This is a genomic window from Laceyella sacchari (assembly GCF_024927925.1).
Classification (GTDB): Bacteria; Bacillota; Bacilli; order Thermoactinomycetales; family Thermoactinomycetaceae; genus Laceyella; species Laceyella sacchari.
Genome location: NZ_CP103866.1, coordinates 623,429 through 638,584 on the forward strand (window position 1 = coordinate 623,429; position 15,156 = coordinate 638,584).

Annotated in this window: 15 protein-coding genes; 13 read left to right on the forward strand and 2 right to left on the reverse strand. The window is 52.9% G+C overall.

Annotated elements, in window-relative coordinates; all coding sequences use genetic code 11:
- Positions 1-134: 134 nt before the first annotated feature.
- Positions 135-1,064, forward strand: a complete 930-nt coding sequence (locus tag NYR52_RS03300; RefSeq protein ID WP_259436271.1) for an MBL fold metallo-hydrolase — start codon at positions 135-137, stop codon at positions 1,062-1,064.
- 80 nt (positions 1,065-1,144) lie between these two features.
- On the opposite strand, the gene recQ is transcribed toward NYR52_RS03300, so the two are convergent.
- Positions 1,145-3,286: a DNA helicase RecQ gene (gene recQ, locus NYR52_RS03305; RefSeq protein ID WP_259436272.1), complete on the reverse strand. Its 2,142-nt coding sequence runs from the start codon at positions 3,284-3,286 to the stop codon at positions 1,145-1,147.
- Positions 3,287-3,463: 177 nt separating this feature from the next.
- Here recQ and lplA point away from each other — a divergent pair, with 177 nt between their 5' ends.
- Positions 3,464-4,456, forward strand: coding sequence for a lipoate--protein ligase (gene lplA, locus NYR52_RS03310; protein WP_022737864.1), 993 nt, complete (start codon positions 3,464-3,466; stop codon positions 4,454-4,456).
- A gap of 78 nt (positions 4,457-4,534) precedes the next feature.
- On the opposite strand, the gene NYR52_RS03315 is transcribed toward lplA, so the two are convergent.
- A complete protein-coding gene (locus NYR52_RS03315; protein WP_022737865.1) occupies positions 4,535-5,431 on the reverse strand; it encodes a hypothetical protein in 897 nt (298 codons plus the stop codon).
- A 557-nt stretch (positions 5,432-5,988) separates the two neighbouring features.
- On the opposite strand from NYR52_RS03315, the gene NYR52_RS03320 reads away from it, so the two are divergent.
- From NYR52_RS03320 to NYR52_RS03370, 11 genes are read left to right on the forward strand one after another with little or no spacing between them, the layout of a single operon-like run.
- On the forward strand, positions 5,989-6,561 hold the full coding sequence (locus tag NYR52_RS03320; protein ID WP_022737866.1) for a TetR/AcrR family transcriptional regulator: 573 nt from the start codon (positions 5,989-5,991) through the stop codon (positions 6,559-6,561).
- 2 nt (positions 6,562-6,563) lie between these two features.
- Complete coding sequence (gene paaA, locus NYR52_RS03325) at positions 6,564-7,517, forward strand: 1,2-phenylacetyl-CoA epoxidase subunit PaaA (RefSeq protein WP_375163171.1); 954 nt, start codon at positions 6,564-6,566, stop codon at positions 7,515-7,517.
- An 11-nt stretch (positions 7,518-7,528) separates the two neighbouring features.
- Positions 7,529-7,915 (forward strand): 1,2-phenylacetyl-CoA epoxidase subunit PaaB, encoded by a 387-nt coding sequence (locus NYR52_RS03330; protein WP_022737868.1) that lies wholly within the window; start codon positions 7,529-7,531, stop codon positions 7,913-7,915.
- Positions 7,884-8,681 (forward strand): 1,2-phenylacetyl-CoA epoxidase subunit PaaC, encoded by a 798-nt coding sequence (gene paaC, locus NYR52_RS03335; protein WP_022737869.1) that lies wholly within the window; start codon positions 7,884-7,886, stop codon positions 8,679-8,681. The genes NYR52_RS03330 and paaC overlap by 32 nt, the downstream gene beginning before the upstream one ends.
- 5 nt (positions 8,682-8,686) lie before the next feature.
- Positions 8,687-9,148: a 1,2-phenylacetyl-CoA epoxidase subunit PaaD gene (paaD, locus tag NYR52_RS03340; protein ID WP_022737870.1), complete on the forward strand. Its 462-nt coding sequence runs from the start codon at positions 8,687-8,689 to the stop codon at positions 9,146-9,148.
- 17 nt (positions 9,149-9,165) lie between these two features.
- Positions 9,166-10,452 carry a phenylacetate--CoA ligase family protein gene (locus NYR52_RS03345; protein ID WP_022737871.1) on the forward strand — a complete coding sequence of 429 codons (1,287 nt, stop codon included), beginning with the start codon at positions 9,166-9,168 and terminating at the stop codon, positions 10,450-10,452.
- Between the two features lie 51 nt (positions 10,453-10,503).
- On the forward strand, positions 10,504-10,815 hold the full coding sequence (locus tag NYR52_RS03350; RefSeq protein WP_022737872.1) for an EthD family reductase: 312 nt from the start codon (positions 10,504-10,506) through the stop codon (positions 10,813-10,815).
- The gene (locus tag NYR52_RS03355; RefSeq protein ID WP_259436273.1) at positions 10,812-11,675 is read left to right on the forward strand and encodes a 3-hydroxyacyl-CoA dehydrogenase family protein; all 864 of its coding nucleotides are present in this window, start codon (positions 10,812-10,814) and stop codon (positions 11,673-11,675) included. Before NYR52_RS03350 ends, NYR52_RS03355 begins: the two co-directional genes overlap by 4 nt.
- Positions 11,665-12,414 carry a 3-hydroxyacyl-CoA dehydrogenase family protein gene (locus NYR52_RS03360; protein ID WP_259436274.1) on the forward strand — a complete coding sequence of 250 codons (750 nt, stop codon included), beginning with the start codon at positions 11,665-11,667 and terminating at the stop codon, positions 12,412-12,414. The genes NYR52_RS03355 and NYR52_RS03360 overlap by 11 nt, the downstream gene beginning before the upstream one ends.
- On the forward strand, positions 12,411-13,619 hold the full coding sequence (locus NYR52_RS03365) for a thiolase family protein (protein ID WP_259436275.1): 1,209 nt from the start codon (positions 12,411-12,413) through the stop codon (positions 13,617-13,619). The genes NYR52_RS03360 and NYR52_RS03365 overlap by 4 nt, the downstream gene beginning before the upstream one ends.
- 30 nt (positions 13,620-13,649) lie before the next feature.
- Entirely contained in the window at positions 13,650-15,149 is a 1,500-nt protein-coding gene (locus NYR52_RS03370; protein ID WP_022737874.1) for an aldehyde dehydrogenase family protein, read from the forward strand.
- Positions 15,150-15,156: the final 7 nt, after the last annotated feature.

Here is a 15,156-nt window from a genome sequence, read left to right on the forward strand (position 1 = left end):
GTTAACATAAATAAGTGGATAAACACATCATCCAGGAGACTTGCCTTATTTATATGAATGTTTCATTTTATATGCATAATGGGTTAATCAAAATGGGTTATGGTAAAAAATATAAAAAAGCAGGGGATGGGAACATGAGCCTTTTTCTGTGGTTTATACTCATAGCGGCATTGGTTGCGGTGCTGTCGGTTCGCCGGGCCAAGCGGCGGACGCGGTTGGTGAAGCCGGACCGGTTGATCAAGCCGGCCGAGTGGTCTGCGGAAGAAGTGACAGTTGGTTGGATCGGTCACTCGACCGTACTGATGAATATATACGGGGTGAAAGTAATCACAGATCCGGTGCTAGGCAGACGTGTCGGACAGCATCTGGGGATCGGCGATTGGCAGATCGGCCCTCGCCGTCATGTTGAACCAGCAGTCACTTATGATGATTTGGGACAAGTAGATGTGATTCTGTTGTCCCACGCCCATTTTGACCATTTTGATATCCCTACGTTAAAGCGGCTGGCGCACCCTGATGTGTTGATGGTCGTGCCTAAAAACACGTCCAAGCTGTTAAAAGGTTTGCCATGCCGGCGAATTGTGGAATTGAGCGGGGAAGAGGAAGTTCAGCTGGGCGAATGCGGCCTGACCATTAAAGCGGTGCCGGTAAAGCATTGGGGAAATCGTTATCCATGGAATGTGGATTATGGGTATACCGGGTATTTAATTGAAAAGCGGGACACGCGGATCTTCTTTCCGGGAGACACCGCCTACACCCCGGATTTTTACCGTCTACGCGAGCGGGGGGAGATCGATCTGTGTTTCATGCCCATCGGTGCATACAGTCCGGACAAATACCAATGGGCACATTGCACCCCCGAACAGGCGTGGCAGATGTTTCTCGATACGGGAGCCAATGTGTTGGTGCCGATTCATTGGGATACGATCAAGTTGTCGCAGGAGCCTTTGCACGAGCCATTGGAGCGGTTGCTCGCTGCCAGTGGAGAGCAACGGGATCGGATTGTCATCACGAAGCATGGGGAGGTTTATGTGCTGGTCAAGGATAAAGTCAGCCTGTCATAACGCTAGCTTTGGTGTATTTAAGGCGTGTTCTGGGGAAGTGATGTCAGAACACGCCTTCGTGTTGGGTGAAGTGGGATGGATCACTGCGTTTGCAGTTCGGCCAGCTCTTTTTTTAAGATGGCAGCTTTGATAGCCATATAGTCTACCTCGTCTGGCAACGCGTCTTTGAGCGGACGGAGTTTGTGTGCGCCCAGCTCGTCGATTTTGCGCATAATCAGTGCTTCCCAGCGGGCAGGGATGAAGGCGTCCCAATCCAGTGGATGACCGTCCAGGCCAGCGCGGATGAGATGGTCTTCGATCGTTCCCCGTGTCAGTTGCCGCAGTTTGGCGATCTCATCGATCTTTTTTCCTTCTTGGAATAAACGGTAGGTGAGCAGGTGGCTCTGTTCTTTTTCCGGCTGTTCGGGAGCAGAAGGTGTTCGTCTGCGTCCATGCTTGTCCACGTATTTTTGAATCAAGGCCAGAAAAGCATGGCCGTGTTTGGCATATTTCAGCTCACCCACACCGGGGATGGCTCGCATCTCCTGTTCGGTGATCGGCAAGCGGCGGCACATCTCTTTGAGCGTGCTGTCTTGGAAAATGATGTATGGTGGCAATTGTTCCCGCTCGGAAATCGATTTCCGAAGTGCTTTCAGTTCCTCAAACAGCAGGGAACCTCGGCTAAGCTCAACCGTCGGCGTGCGCGTTTCTTCGCGGTGGAGCAATACGCGCCGGGAACCTTTTAAGACGTCGATCGCCAGGGGCGTCAGCTTGGCAACGGGCACGCTGGGGTGTGACAGATCCAGGGTGAGGTAATGGTTGCTCACCAACTGGTGGCAAAGCTGGATGATTTCTTTTTCGGTTTGGTCTTTCATGATGCCGTAGGTGGAGAGGCGATCCAACCCCCAGCTGAGAATGCGCTTGTTTTTGGACCCGCGCAACACCTTGGACACCACGGTGAAGCCGAAGCGTTCATTCATGCGTTTGATGCAAGAGAAAATCTTTTGCGCATCAATGGTGCGGTCTTCCGCTTCACCCAGCTTTTTGCGGCAATTGCCACAGGTGCCGCAAGTGTAGGGGTGATTATTGCCAAAATACCGGATAAATGCTTGCTGGTAACACTCATCAGTAAAGCAATAATCCACCATGCACCGTAATTTACTAAGTTCCAGTGTTTTGCGCTCCGGAGTCATCTCAGAATGGTCGATCAGGTATTTTTGCGTTTCAATATCCTTCGGTGAGAACAGCAGGATGCACTCGCTTCGGTCGCCGTCTCTTCCGGCCCGTCCCGCTTCCTGATAGTAACATTCCAGATTGCGGGGCAGATTATAATGGATCACGAAGCGGACATTGGATTTGTCGATCCCCATGCCAAACGCATTGGTAGCGATGATAGTTTGAATCCGGTCATAGGAAAACGCTTCTTGGGCCCGATTGCGCTCCTGATCGCTCATGCCTGCATGATATTTGGCGACAGGAAAGCCTTCCTCTTGCAAATAGCGATGCAACTGATCTACTTCTTTGCGCGTGGAGCAATATAGGATACCGGTCTGCCCTGGGTGATCGCGCAGATATTGCTTGATGAATTCACGCTTTTGCCCGTCGCGGTAGACAAAAAACGAAAGATTGTCCCGTTCCAGTTTAGTCGAGAAAATATGCTTGGGCGAGATTTGCAACAAATTGGCGATATCATCGCGCACATCGACCGTGGCCGTCGCAGTCAAGGCGGTGATCAACGGCCTGCGTGGCAATGTCAGCAAGCGTTCGGCCATGGAGCGATAGCTAGGGCGAAAGTCATGTCCCCACGTCGAGATACAATGCGCTTCGTCGATGGTAACCAAATAGATGGGCAATGTCTCGAAAATGGCTTGGAAGCGCTCTGATTCCAAGCGCTCAGGTGCAATGTAGAGCAATTTGACTTCGCCGGATCGAAGCGCTTCAATGCGCTGGTCGATCTCATGGGGTTGTAGCGTGCTGTTGATGTATGTAGCGGAAATGCCTAGTTGATTTAAGCCGTCCACTTGATCCTTCATCAAGGAGATCAAAGGGGAAATCACGATGGTGATCCCAGGAAACATCAACGCCGGAATTTGGTAGCAGATGGATTTGCCCCCGCCAGTCGGCATGATGCCCATCGTGTTATGCCCGGCCAAGATGCTTTGGATGATTTTGCGTTGTCCCGGACGGAAGGTAGCGTAACCGTAGAATTTTTGCAAGAGTAGTTCCGCTTGTTCGATTGACACTCGATTCACCCACTTACAAAGCATAGCTCGACATGATATGCAATCATTTTACATGATTTTTCTGATGTTGACATGAAGGAATTACCCAGGAAGCGACATCTTCCCCGCTCCCTTGTAAGCGGAGGGTGTCCAAGGTTATCCTATACAATGAACGCAACAAGAGTGGAGGAACGAAACATGTTATTCATCGACAATCGGAACATCACCGATCCGCGGATCAACTTGGCGATAGAAGAGTATGCACTCAAGCATTTGGATATAGAGGAGACGTATCTCCTGTTTTATATCAATGAACCTTCCATCATTATCGGCAAACATCAAAACACAGTGGAAGAAATCAATGTCGATTATGTGCGGGAGAAAGGCATTCATGTGGTGCGCCGGTTATCCGGTGGTGGAGCGGTGTACCATGATTTGGGCAATCTCAACTTCAGCTTTATCACCAAAGATGATGGCAAGAGCTTTGCTAATTTCCGCAAGTTTACAGAGCCGGTCATCTCCGCGCTGGAGAGTTTGAACATCAAAGCCGAATTAAGCGGGCGGAATGATATTTTGGTCGATGGGAAGAAAGTGTCCGGCAACGCCCAATTTTCAACGAGGGGGCGCATGTTCAGCCATGGCACGCTGATGTTTAATGTCAATATCGAAGAAGTGGTTAAAGCACTGCAAGTGAAGAAGGAAAAAATCGAATCCAAAGGGATCAAATCGGTGCGGAGCCGGGTTGCCAATCTGGTGGATTACTTGGCGGAACCGATGTCCATCCAGGATTTTCGGCAGGTGCTATTGACGCACATCTTCGCTGGAAAGCAACCGATCCCGCAGGTTGAACTGACCGCTACAGATTGGGCCGAAATTGAAAAAATTGCCGAACAGCGCTACCGGAATTGGGATTGGAATTTCGGCGAGTCGCCGGAATTTAACGTCCAACACAGCAAGCGGTTCCCGATCGGATCGATTGACATCCGCCTCGATGTCGGGGAAAAAGGCGTTATCCGCCAGTGCAAAATCTATGGGGACTTCTTTGGTGTGGGGGATGTGGCCGATATTGAACAGCGCTTGGCAGGGATTCGGTATGATCGGGATGCCATCGAGAAAGCGTTGGCAGATGTGGATGTGAAGCATTATTTTGGTGACATCACCAAAGAGGAATTTATCGACTTGGTCTATTGAAGACCAAACGCGCCGATCATGGCAACACAGAAAATTTCACTGGAAAAAGCGATGTCGTCAGCGGGACATCGCTTTTATTTATACTATGTGTTTCAATTCCCCTTCTGCCAAGCGTTTGTTGAACGCCGTCAAAAATGCTTCTTGCTTATGATAGAGCACATGTTCTAAAACGAATTCCTGATAGCCTTGTTCAAGGAGGAAATATAATACGCTGCGGAATAGTTTGGGGCCGTGGGGGTTGGTGGGGTCGATGAGTTGGAAGCTGGAATTGTATTCTTTGATCGTTTCCAGTAGAAAGAGGGTGCTTAAGCGCCCATTGGGCAAGGTGAACGCATATTCTTCCAGCACATAGCGATTGCGGTTGCCGCTGAATTGTACGCGTTCTTTGGGGATCAAGGGCGGATGTTGTTGGTTTAGGACATGGGGCGCGATCGTCAAATCGAGCCGGTCGTGTTGGGTTGAGATGAAGCGGCGAACCGCTTTGTAGTTGTTGAGGGCGGGAACAAGGGAAACGCGGCCGAGGAATGTTTGGATGATCAATTTATCATCGATGATCTTATAACCAAACAAAATGTCTTGATCGATGAAGCCCCAGCCTTTTGGTGACAAGGTAATGCGGCCCAAATGCAGGAGTTGTTGCAATCTGATCCGCAGCAGGGAGAGACTTGGGCAAGGACTGATCCGCTCTGTCCAACGTTCATACGCATGGCTGTCGATGTGAACGGTCCATTCCATGGATGCGGTGGAAATACGTGTGCGCGGCGTGTGGCGGCGTTGCTGTTTCACCACGCGCATCAGTTCATGTTTGCTGAGATAATGGTCGTGATGAAGAAAGCATGTCCAATCGGCAAGTTTAATTTTTTTATTAATAAACGTCTTACTATTTAAGACCTGATAACTTAAAGGATTTCGCTTTAACTCATTAAGCCAATTTTTGGAAGGGAGTGGTGTGTCAAATGGCCTGTGGCTATGCATGAAAGCCACTCCTTTCTGTATTTGGTCAAGTTGGAAGCCTGCCAATCTTGTTTGCATCCGTGTCGATAAGCGAAAAACCGATCTGTGGAGGGCGATGAGCCCAGGTGCGGAAGGGGCTACTCGGTGCACTCCACCATCCATATCTCTCCATCCAAAAGATGGGTTAAACCGTTGAAAAAAATGGGGTTGTATATTCATATTACCATAAATAACCCAATTTATGCGAATATTTTTATACATTAATAAGAGTAGTTTTTCACGTCAATCCGTTGTGGGGTGCACCCTTTTTGATTGAAAATCAGCCAAGAGAGCTGGTTTGAATAGATGGGAAAATCATTCATTAAAACGTAGGTAAGTCACAACTTGTCTAGGTCGATGGTAGCGGCCGGGCAAGCGGTGGATGAAAGGGATCGGCTGGCGTATGTTAATGCTGTAATAGATTAATACCCGTTTTGTAGGAAAGTTATGATTAAATTCTCATAAAACCTTGACAAAACTCTGAATATTCTATTACGATAAAAACAAACAAGCGCTTGTTTTAAAGAAGGGATTTAGCTATGCCAAAAAAAGGGAGACGAGAAGAAATCCTAGCCATCGCTTGTCGCTTGTTCAGCCAAAAAGGATACCATGGCACCACGATTCGTGATATTTCCGAAGCTTGTGGAATTTTGGCGGGCAGCTTGTATGCCCATATCAATACCAAAGAAGATTTGTTGTTTGAGATTACCAATCGGGGGGCGGATGCTTTCTTGCAATCATTGGCCCCGATCGTGGAGAGCCGGGTCACGGCCAAGCAGAAGCTGAAGCAAGCCGTTCGCGCGCACATCCAAGTGGTGGAAGCCAATCTTGAAGCGGCCACGGTGTTTTTCCATGAATGGAAGGCATTGACGGGTGAGCGGTATAAGCAGATTCAGGAGAAGCGGGATCAATATGAAGGCATGTGGTCGGCCATTTTGGCGGAGGGTGTGCAAGAAGGGATCTTCCAATTGCAAGATGAGAAGTTCGCCCGTCTGTTAATTTTATCGGTGGGCAACTGGATTTACCAATGGTACCGCCCTGATGGCGGGTTGAGTGCCGAAGAAATCGCAGATCGGTTTGTAGCGTTGATGCTACACGGATTTGTGAGATAGGGATGGGAGGGAGAGACTTGCAAGAACAAGATTACCGTTCGTTCATGGAGCGAATCGAACGTGGAGAGAAGATCGAGGCGACCGAATGGATGCCGGATGAATACCGCAAACTTCTAGTCAAATTGATCCACATGCATGCAGTAAGTGAGATCATGGGCGCATATCCGGAGAAAGAGTGGGTTCCCAAGGCTCCCAGCTTGCGGCGCAAACTGGCGATTATGGCCAAGGTGCAAGATGAAATGGGCCATGGGCAGTTGCTGTTGCGCGTCGCCGAGGATTTGTGCGCCCCGTGGGGCAAAACGCGTGAAGAGCTGATTTCCGATATTTACAGGCAACGGGTGAAATTTCACAATGTCTTCCACATGGAAGCTCGTACTTGGGCAGATGCGGGTGTAATCGGTTGGTTGGTCGACGGCGCCGCTATCATTAACCAAGCAGCGCTCCTGGAAACCTCCTATGCTCCTTACGCCCGGGTGTTGAAGCGGATCTGTGCTGAAGAGAGCTTTCACATGCAACACGGGGAAAACATCATTTTGGCGCTGGCCATGGGGACAGAAGCGCAACGGGAGATGTTGCAAGAGGCCGTTAATTACTGGTGGGAATCGTTGCTTTTCTTTTTCGGCCCCAAAGAGGTCACCCCGGCGGCTGAGCGTATGCTTCATTACCGCATACGCATTAAGACGAATGAGGAGTTGCGGCAAAAATTTTTGGACAAGTATGTCCCGCGCATCTGGTCGCTGGGCTTGACGGTGCCCGATCCGCAGTTGCGTTATGACGAGGAAGAGAAGTGCTGGCGCTATTCAGAGCCCGATTGGGAGAAATTTGGCCGGATTGTGCGCAACTGTATGGGTCCCAAGTCGCAGGAGCGGATGGCGTTGCGCCGTCGCGCCCACGAAGGTCAACTCTGGGTGCGTGAAGCGATGATTCGCTCCCGGGCTTTGATGCATGCGGTGTGAGGTGGGATCAAATGACTGAAAAAATGGAATATGGCGTCTTTGAGGTATTTGTGCAGCGGACGCATCTAGATCATCATGTCCATGTGGGCAACTTGCTGGCCCCTTCCGCCGATGTGGCAGCGCAGATGGCGCGGGAGAACTTCTTGCGGCGAGAGAAAGTGGTCAGCCTGTGGGTGGTTCCCCGGGACCAGATCACCGCTGTTTCTGAACATGGAGAGTGGTTGGGACGCGAATTGGATCGGAGTTACCGTGAAGTGTCCGGGTACACCGAAAACGGGCGGCTGTGGCGCATGTTTAAAGAGAAAGCGCTAACATTGGAGGAGATCGTGGCTTATGTGGAGCGGCGGAGCGAAGGAGGGAGAAGGAATGGACATCAAAGACGCCCATCAGGCTCGTGAGCATCCAACTTATCACCAGGCATTGATCCGATGGATCACTCAGTTGGCCGACGATGAATTGACATTGGGTCATCGGGACTCGGAGTGGCTGGGACTATGCCCTGACATTGAAGGAGATGTTGCATTTAGTTCGATTGCGCAAGATGAAGTGGGACATGCCACCTTCTACTTTGAGCTCTTGCATGAATTGGGTGAACCTGATCCCGACAGGCTGGCCTTTGCCAGGAAGAGCCACGAACGGCGCAACGCCAAGCTGGTGGAACAGGAAAATGGAGATTGGGCTTACTCCATTCTCCGCCACACCCTTTACGACATTTTTGATGGGATCCGACTGGAAGCGATGCGCCAAACCAGTTACCTGCCACTCAGACACGGGGTGGCGAAGATCCAGCGGGAAGAGGCATACCATTTGTTGCATATGAAGACATGGGTGGTCCGCATGGGCAAAGCAGGCGGTGAAGCGAGACAATACCTAGAGGAAGCGGCAGTGCGCCTATGGCCGCAACTGGATGACCTCTTCTCCTTTGGAGATGCGGATGAGGAAACGCTGTTGCGGTTTGGGATCATCGGATTTGGCTCCGCTGAATGCAAGAAACGATGGGAAGAACAGGTGAAAGCCATTTTCAGCCAAGCGGGTCTGCCCTGGCCGGGGGAGATTCCAATAAGTGGGCGCGATGGACGGCTGGGGCAACATGACCCCGCATTGGCCCAGTTGCTGGAGACGATGACAGAAGTGTACCGCCTTGACCCCGTAGCGAGGTGGTGAAGGAAATGGTGACGGAGGCGGAATATTGGAAACGGTTGCAAGAAGTGAAAGACCCGGAGATTCCCACAGTGAGTGTAGTGGAGATGGGGATGGTCAAGCGGGTGGAGGTGAAGCCGGGGCGGGTACTTGTCGAGATGATGCCCACCTTTGTGGGATGCCCGGCGCTCGACTTGATCCGCAAGCAAGTGGTTCGCCAATTGTCTGAACCGGACGCTTCCGTTGAAGTAGAAGTTGATTTTGTTTTCGATCCCCCATGGACGAGTGAGCGCATTACTGCGGAGGGCGCACGGAAGCTGAAGGAGTTTGGGATCGCACCACCTGGTTCGCAGGTGGATGAGCTGCCATCCTGTCCATATTGCGGGGAGGAAAAGGGGCAAGTAGAAAATTTATTCGGACCGACGGCCTGCCGCGCAATCTATTATTGCACGCGTTGCCGGCAACCGTTTGAAGGCATGAAAAAAGTGTGATCAAAGGAGTTGGCGCCATGTACCAACCCGCAGTGGAGGCGATGGAGAGGCGGGAGTTGAACCAGTTGCAGGAACGGCGCTTGTTGGAAACGGTAAGTCGCGTGTATGCACATGTGCCATTTTATCGGTCGAAGCTGCAACAAGCAGGCATTGACCCCGAGTCATTTCGCGGTTTGGCCGAGCTTACGCGGTTGCCGTTTACCCGCAAATCGGATTTGCGTGACCAATATCCGTTTGGCTTGTTCGCCACGCCGCTCGCCGACGTGCGCCGCCTTCACGCTTCATCGGGAACGAAAGGGAAGCCGACGGTAGTCGGTTATACTGAACGCGATTTGCGCTTGTGGAGTGAAGTGTGTGCGCGGGCGCTGGTGACGGCTGGAGGCCAGCCAGGAGATGTATTTCACAATGCTTATGGGTATGGCTTGTTTACGGGAGGATTAGGAATGCATGCCGGTGCCGAACGGTTGGGCATGGTCACGGTGCCGGTTTCTGGCGGCGGGCGCATGCGGCAGTGGACGTTGATTGAAGATTTCAGCCCCCGAGTGATCGCGGGAACGCCCTCATTTATTTTGAGTTTGGGCGAAGCGATGATACAAGCGGGCAAACATCCCCGCAACAGCTCAGTCAAAGTGGGGATTTTCGGTGCCGAGCCGTGGTCGGAAGAGATGCGGCAGGAACTGGAGGCGTTGTGGGGCATTCATGCGGTGGACATTTATGGCTTGTCAGAAGTGGTCGGGCCGGGAGTGGCCATTGAGTGCTGGCAGGCAAAAGAGGGCTTGCACATCGCCGAAGACCATTTCTTGGTGGAAGTGATTGACCCGCACACCGAAGAAGTTCTGACGGAGGGCGAGGTGGGTGAGCTGGTGTTCACCACATTGACCAAAGAAGCACTTCCTGTCCTTCGTTACCGGACGGGGGATTTGGCTAGTGTCACGAGCGAACCCTGCCGTTGCGGGCGGACACACCGCCGGATGTCCCGCGTCAAAGGGCGGATCGACGACATGTTGATCATCCGGGGAGTCAATGTGTTTCCGATGGAGATTGAGCCCATCGTGATGGCCCAGCCCGAATTAAGCCCTCATTATCAGCTTGTTGTAGAGAAAGAAGGATCGATGGACCGGTTGACGGTTGAAGTGGAAGTATTGGAATCTTCATTTAATCTTGTCGATTTTTCCGCGTTGACCAAACGGTTGGAGGAGGCGCTGAAAGAAAATTTAGGTGTCTCTGTCCGTGTGCGCGTGACGATGCCGGGATCATTGCCGCGTAGTGAAGGAAAGGCTGTTCGCATTCTGGATCGGCGGTAAAGGTCCATATGGCGAGTTTATTAAACTATCCAGTTTGGGAGGATGATCAGCATGGTAAAATTGGTCGCTCTGTACAAACAACCGGAAGACAAGCAAGCGTTTGATAAGCATTATTTTGAGGTTCATCTGCCATTGACCGAAAAAATGCCCGGATTGATCAAAACGAAAGTAACCAAGTTTTCAAGCACTCCGATGGGAACCGAGTCGCCGTTTTATTTGCAGGCAGACATGTACTTTGAGTCGGAGGAGGCTCTCCAAGCGGCAATGAAATCCCCTGAGGGCAAGGCGGCTGCCAAAGATGTGATGTCCTTCGCCGGAAAGCTGATCACCATGATCATCGGGGAAGAGGCGGAAGCTGAGTGAGCGGGTCGTGGCTGACAACGCCGGCAGTGGTTGGCGCCGGTACGATGGGGATGGGGATTGCGGAGGTGCTGGCGGCGGCCGGTTATCCGGTGTTGGTCTGGGACATGTCGCCCGCGGTGATGGAGCGCGCCCGCAAACAATGGAAGGAGCGGTTGGCGGCGCGGGTAGCCAAAGGTCGTTTGTCCGCCGAAGAAGCGGAGGGAATGTTTGAGCGCATCCAACCAGTGGAGAGCCTTGATGAGCTGGCGAGATGCGAGCTGGTGATTGAAGCGATCGTGGAGCGCTTGGAAGCCAAGCAATCCCTGTTCGCGCAGTTGGATGAGCTTGTGTCCCCCACCGCAGTCCTTGCTTCCAACACCTCTTCGCTGTCGATCACTGCGATCGCTGGCGCCACCAAGCGACCTGGCCGGGTGTTGGGCATGCACTTTTTCAATCCAGCGCCTCGCATGCCCTTGGTCGAGGTCGTACATGGTGCGCAGACAGCGCCCCACGTGCTTGAACAAGTCTACGGATGGTTGTCCGGTTTGGGCAAAGTGCCAGTGCGGGTGGCAGATGCTCCCGGCTTTCTGGTGAACCGGGTAGCCCGTTCGTACCATACCGAGGCGGTCAAGTTGGTTGCCCAGCAGTCAGCTCGCAAAGAGCAGGTGGATCGTATTTTGGAGGGAGCTGGCTTTCCGATGGGGCCCTTTGCCCTACAAGACTTGATCGGGATTGATGTCAATTTGGCGGCGTCTGTTTCCGTATATGAAGCGACTTTTCATGAAGCGCGGTTCCGTCCGCATTATCACCAACAGCGAATGGTGGAACAAAAGGCGCTAGGACGCAAGACGGGAAAGGGGCATTACGAGTATGGCGGATAAGGTGGTGATTTTGGGGGATGGCCCTTTCCGGGAGCCGCTGGCAACATTTCTCGCGTCGCAGCGAGTAGCTTGCATTTCGCCGGAGCAGGCGGACGGCCGTGACGTGTTGGCAGTGATTGATGTGCAAACCGGGTGTGATGGGGGCAAACGCGATTGGCTGGTCGGTGCGGAGTGCGTGGTCTCCGAGCGGACGCCCATTTTTACCTCTGTCTTGCACCGGACGGCGACCGAGATCGCCTCTTGGTTGGCCCATCCCGAGCGGGTGGTGGGATTTTCACCCGTGCAGTTCGCGGACATGCCGGTGGTAGAAGTGTGCCGCCCCCTACAAGCGGAAGAGGATGCCAGCTGGACAGATCATCTGCAAGTGCTTGCTGGCTGGGGGAAAGAGGTAGAGGAAGTGGGAGATGAGCCGGGGTTGGTGTTTCCGCGCACCTTGGCGCTATTGGTAAATGAGGCGGCTTTTGCACTGGCGGAAAAAATCGCTGACAAAGAAGATATCGACTTGGCGATGCGCAAAGGAACCAATTGGCCGTACGGGCCACTGGAATGGGCAGACCGCATCGGTATCGACCAGATTGTTGCCATATTGACTGGATTGGAGAGGGAGCTGGGAGAAGAGCGTTACCGCCCGGCGCCGCTGTTGCGCAAAATGGTTTACGCCGGGTATCTGGGCCGGGTCAGCGGCCGCGGGTTTTACTGTTATGATGAGCAGTCGGTGCGGAAGGGAGCAGAGGGATGAGGCGTCGCGAAGTGGTGATAGTGGATGCCGTGCGCACCCCGATCGGCCGATATCGAGGGGGCTTGAGTCGGGTGCGCCCCGATGATCTGGCGGCTCATGTCATCCGGGCTTTGGTTGAGCGCAATCCGCAACTGGATCAAGCAGAGATCGAAGATGTCGTGTTTGGATGCGCCAACCAAGCGGGGGAAGACAACCGTAATGTGGCTCGGATGGCGTTATTGCTGGCCGGATTGTCAGAAGAAATCGGAGGAGTCACGGTAAACCGCTTGTGCGGTTCGGGATTGGAAGCGATCAATCAAGCTGCGGCGGCAATCCAGATGGGGAGCGGCGATGTGATGATTGCCGGGGGAGTGGAGAGTATGACCAGGGCGCCGCTGGTCATGATGAAGCCGGAGCAAGGATGGGCCCGTGGTGATCAGGCGTTGGTGGATACCACCTTGGGTTGGCGGTTCATTAATCCCCGGTTAGCTGCACGCTATGAACCGATCAGCATGGGAGAAACTGCGGAAAATGTGGCCGAAAAATGCGGCATCACCCGTGAGGAGCAAGATGCATTTGCCTATCAAAGCCAAATGCGAGCTGAACAAGCCCGCGTGCGAGGCGCGTTTCAGGCGGAGCTGGTGCCTGTGCCGGTGGCAGAGGAAAAGGGGGAAACCGTCTGGGTATCTGCGGATGAACACCCCCGGCCTCAGACAACTCTTGCCAAGCTGAGCCAGCTTCCGCCGGTGTTTCGGACAAACGGTACGGTGACTGCTGGCAATTCCGCAGGTATCAATGACGGAGCGTCAGCACTATTGCTGATGGAACGTGAAACGGCCATTCGCTTGGGTTGTCGTCCGTTGGCCCGCGTGGTGGCATTTGCTGTGGCTGGAACCAATCCGCTGACCATGGGGCTGGGACCGGTACCTGCTGTGCGCAAAGTGTTGGCGCGGGCAGGGCTTACGGTGGACGATCTGGATTTGATTGAACTGAATGAAGCATTTGCCGCCCAAGCCCTCGCTTGCATGCAAGCATTGGCGTTGGACCCGGACAAAGTGAATGTCAATGGCGGCGCGATTGCACTTGGACATCCACTTGGAGCCAGCGGAGCACGAATCATGACGACATTGGTACACGAGTTGGTACGACGAGAAGGGCGATACGGTTTGGCAACCATGTGTATTGGTGTGGGACAAGGGATCGCCACGGTGATTGAACGCATTTGAAGCATCTTATCAACCAAAGGAGCGTGTGACATGCATATGGAGAAAGTTGCTCTTTTAAAAGAAAAATACGATTTGCTGATCAATGGGGAAGCTGTACCAGGTAGCTCCGGCGAGACGTTCACCGTCTACAATCCGGCCACGGGAGAAGCGATTACGGAAGTGGCGAAAGCGACCCGTGCGGATGTGGATCGTGCCGTGGAAGCGGCTCGTGCGGCTTTGACACAAGGAAAATGGGCGCGTTGGCCCGCTTCGCGCAGAGGGCAAATCTTGAACAAGATTGCTTCCATCATGCGGAGCCGTTTTAAAGAGTTGGTAGAGTTAGAAGTGTTGAATACGGGGAAAGCACTCTCTGCGGCTAAAGGGCAAGTGATGCAGGCGATTGAAGACTTTGAGCTTTACGCGGGGGCAGTCTCCACCATCCAAGGTCACACCAAACCGGTGCCAAACGGATTTTTCCATTATTCGGTCAAAGAGCCGGTCGGCGTGTGCGCGCAAATTATCCCTTGGAACTATCCATTGATGATGGCAGCATGGAAAGTGGCTCCCGCCCTGGCCGCAGGATGCACAATCGTTTTAAAACCGGCGAGTTTGACGCCTTTGACCGCGCTCGCTTTGGCCGACATTTGCCATGAGGCAGGGGTGCCTAACGGGGTGATCAACGTCATTACGGGAAGCGGCTCGGATGTGGGATCGTACCTGGTGGAACATCCCGGGGTGGACAAAGTGGCGTTTACCGGGGAGACGACGACGGGTAAAGACATCATGGCTAAAGCATCCGAAACATTGAAACGGGTCACGCTGGAGCTGGGAGGAAAATCGCCGAACATCATCTTTGCTGATGCTGATCTGGAAGCAGCGGTCAACGGCGCTGTCTTCGGGATCTATTACAACACCGGACAATCCTGTGAGGCGCGGTCCCGCCTGTTGATTCACGAGGATATTTATGACGCGTTTATCGAACGGTTCATTGAGAAAACAAAACAATTGCGTCTGGGTGATCCGTTCAGCGAAGAGACCCACGTGGGAGCAGTGATTTCGCAAGCGCAATGGGATACGATCCATAGCTATGTGCAAGCGGCGGAAGCAGAAGGAGCACGGGTTCTTTGCGGCGGTAAGCGGCCCGAGGGGAAAGAGTTTGAGCGGGGGCATTGGTATCTGCCTACTTTGATTGGCGATGTGACCAATGACATGCGAGTTGCGCAAGAAGAAATCTTCGGACCGGTAGTCGTGGCAATCAAATTCAAAGATGAGCAAGAAGCGATTCGTTTGGCCAACGACACCGTGTACGGATTGGCGGCAGCTGTTTGGACGCGCGACCACGCGTTGGCCCACCGGGTGACCGGACAGTTGAAGGCGGGTGTCATCATGGTGAACAATCCCTTCTCCACTTTCCCAGGCTTGCCGTTTGGCGGATATAAGCAATCCGGGTTTGGCCGGGAGCTGGCGCTGGAATCGCTGGACTTGTACATGGAAACCAAAAGCGTGCTCTCTTATGTCGGGCCAAAACCGCTCAACCCTTTTGGTCTATAGGAGGAAG

Coding starts and splice junctions, on each gene's coding strand:
- NYR52_RS03300 (WP_259436271.1), top strand. CDS start 135: ATGAGCCTTTTTCTGTGGTTTATACTCATAGCGGCATTGGTTGCGGTG.
- lplA (WP_022737864.1), top strand. CDS start 3,464: ATGTTATTCATCGACAATCGGAACATCACCGATCCGCGGATCAACTTG.
- NYR52_RS03315 (WP_022737865.1), bottom strand. CDS start 5,431: ATGCATAGCCACAGGCCATTTGACACACCACTCCCTTCCAAAAATTGG.
- NYR52_RS03320 (WP_022737866.1), top strand. CDS start 5,989: ATGCCAAAAAAAGGGAGACGAGAAGAAATCCTAGCCATCGCTTGTCGC.
- paaA (WP_375163171.1), top strand. CDS start 6,564: ATGGGAGGGAGAGACTTGCAAGAACAAGATTACCGTTCGTTCATGGAG.
- NYR52_RS03330 (WP_022737868.1), top strand. CDS start 7,529: ATGACTGAAAAAATGGAATATGGCGTCTTTGAGGTATTTGTGCAGCGG.
- paaC (WP_022737869.1), top strand. CDS start 7,884: ATGGACATCAAAGACGCCCATCAGGCTCGTGAGCATCCAACTTATCAC.
- paaD (WP_022737870.1), top strand. CDS start 8,687: ATGGTGACGGAGGCGGAATATTGGAAACGGTTGCAAGAAGTGAAAGAC.
- NYR52_RS03345 (WP_022737871.1), top strand. CDS start 9,166: ATGTACCAACCCGCAGTGGAGGCGATGGAGAGGCGGGAGTTGAACCAG.
- NYR52_RS03350 (WP_022737872.1), top strand. CDS start 10,504: ATGGTAAAATTGGTCGCTCTGTACAAACAACCGGAAGACAAGCAAGCG.
- NYR52_RS03360 (WP_259436274.1), top strand. CDS start 11,665: ATGGCGGATAAGGTGGTGATTTTGGGGGATGGCCCTTTCCGGGAGCCG.
- NYR52_RS03365 (WP_259436275.1), top strand. CDS start 12,411: ATGAGGCGTCGCGAAGTGGTGATAGTGGATGCCGTGCGCACCCCGATC.
- NYR52_RS03370 (WP_022737874.1), top strand. CDS start 13,650: ATGCATATGGAGAAAGTTGCTCTTTTAAAAGAAAAATACGATTTGCTG.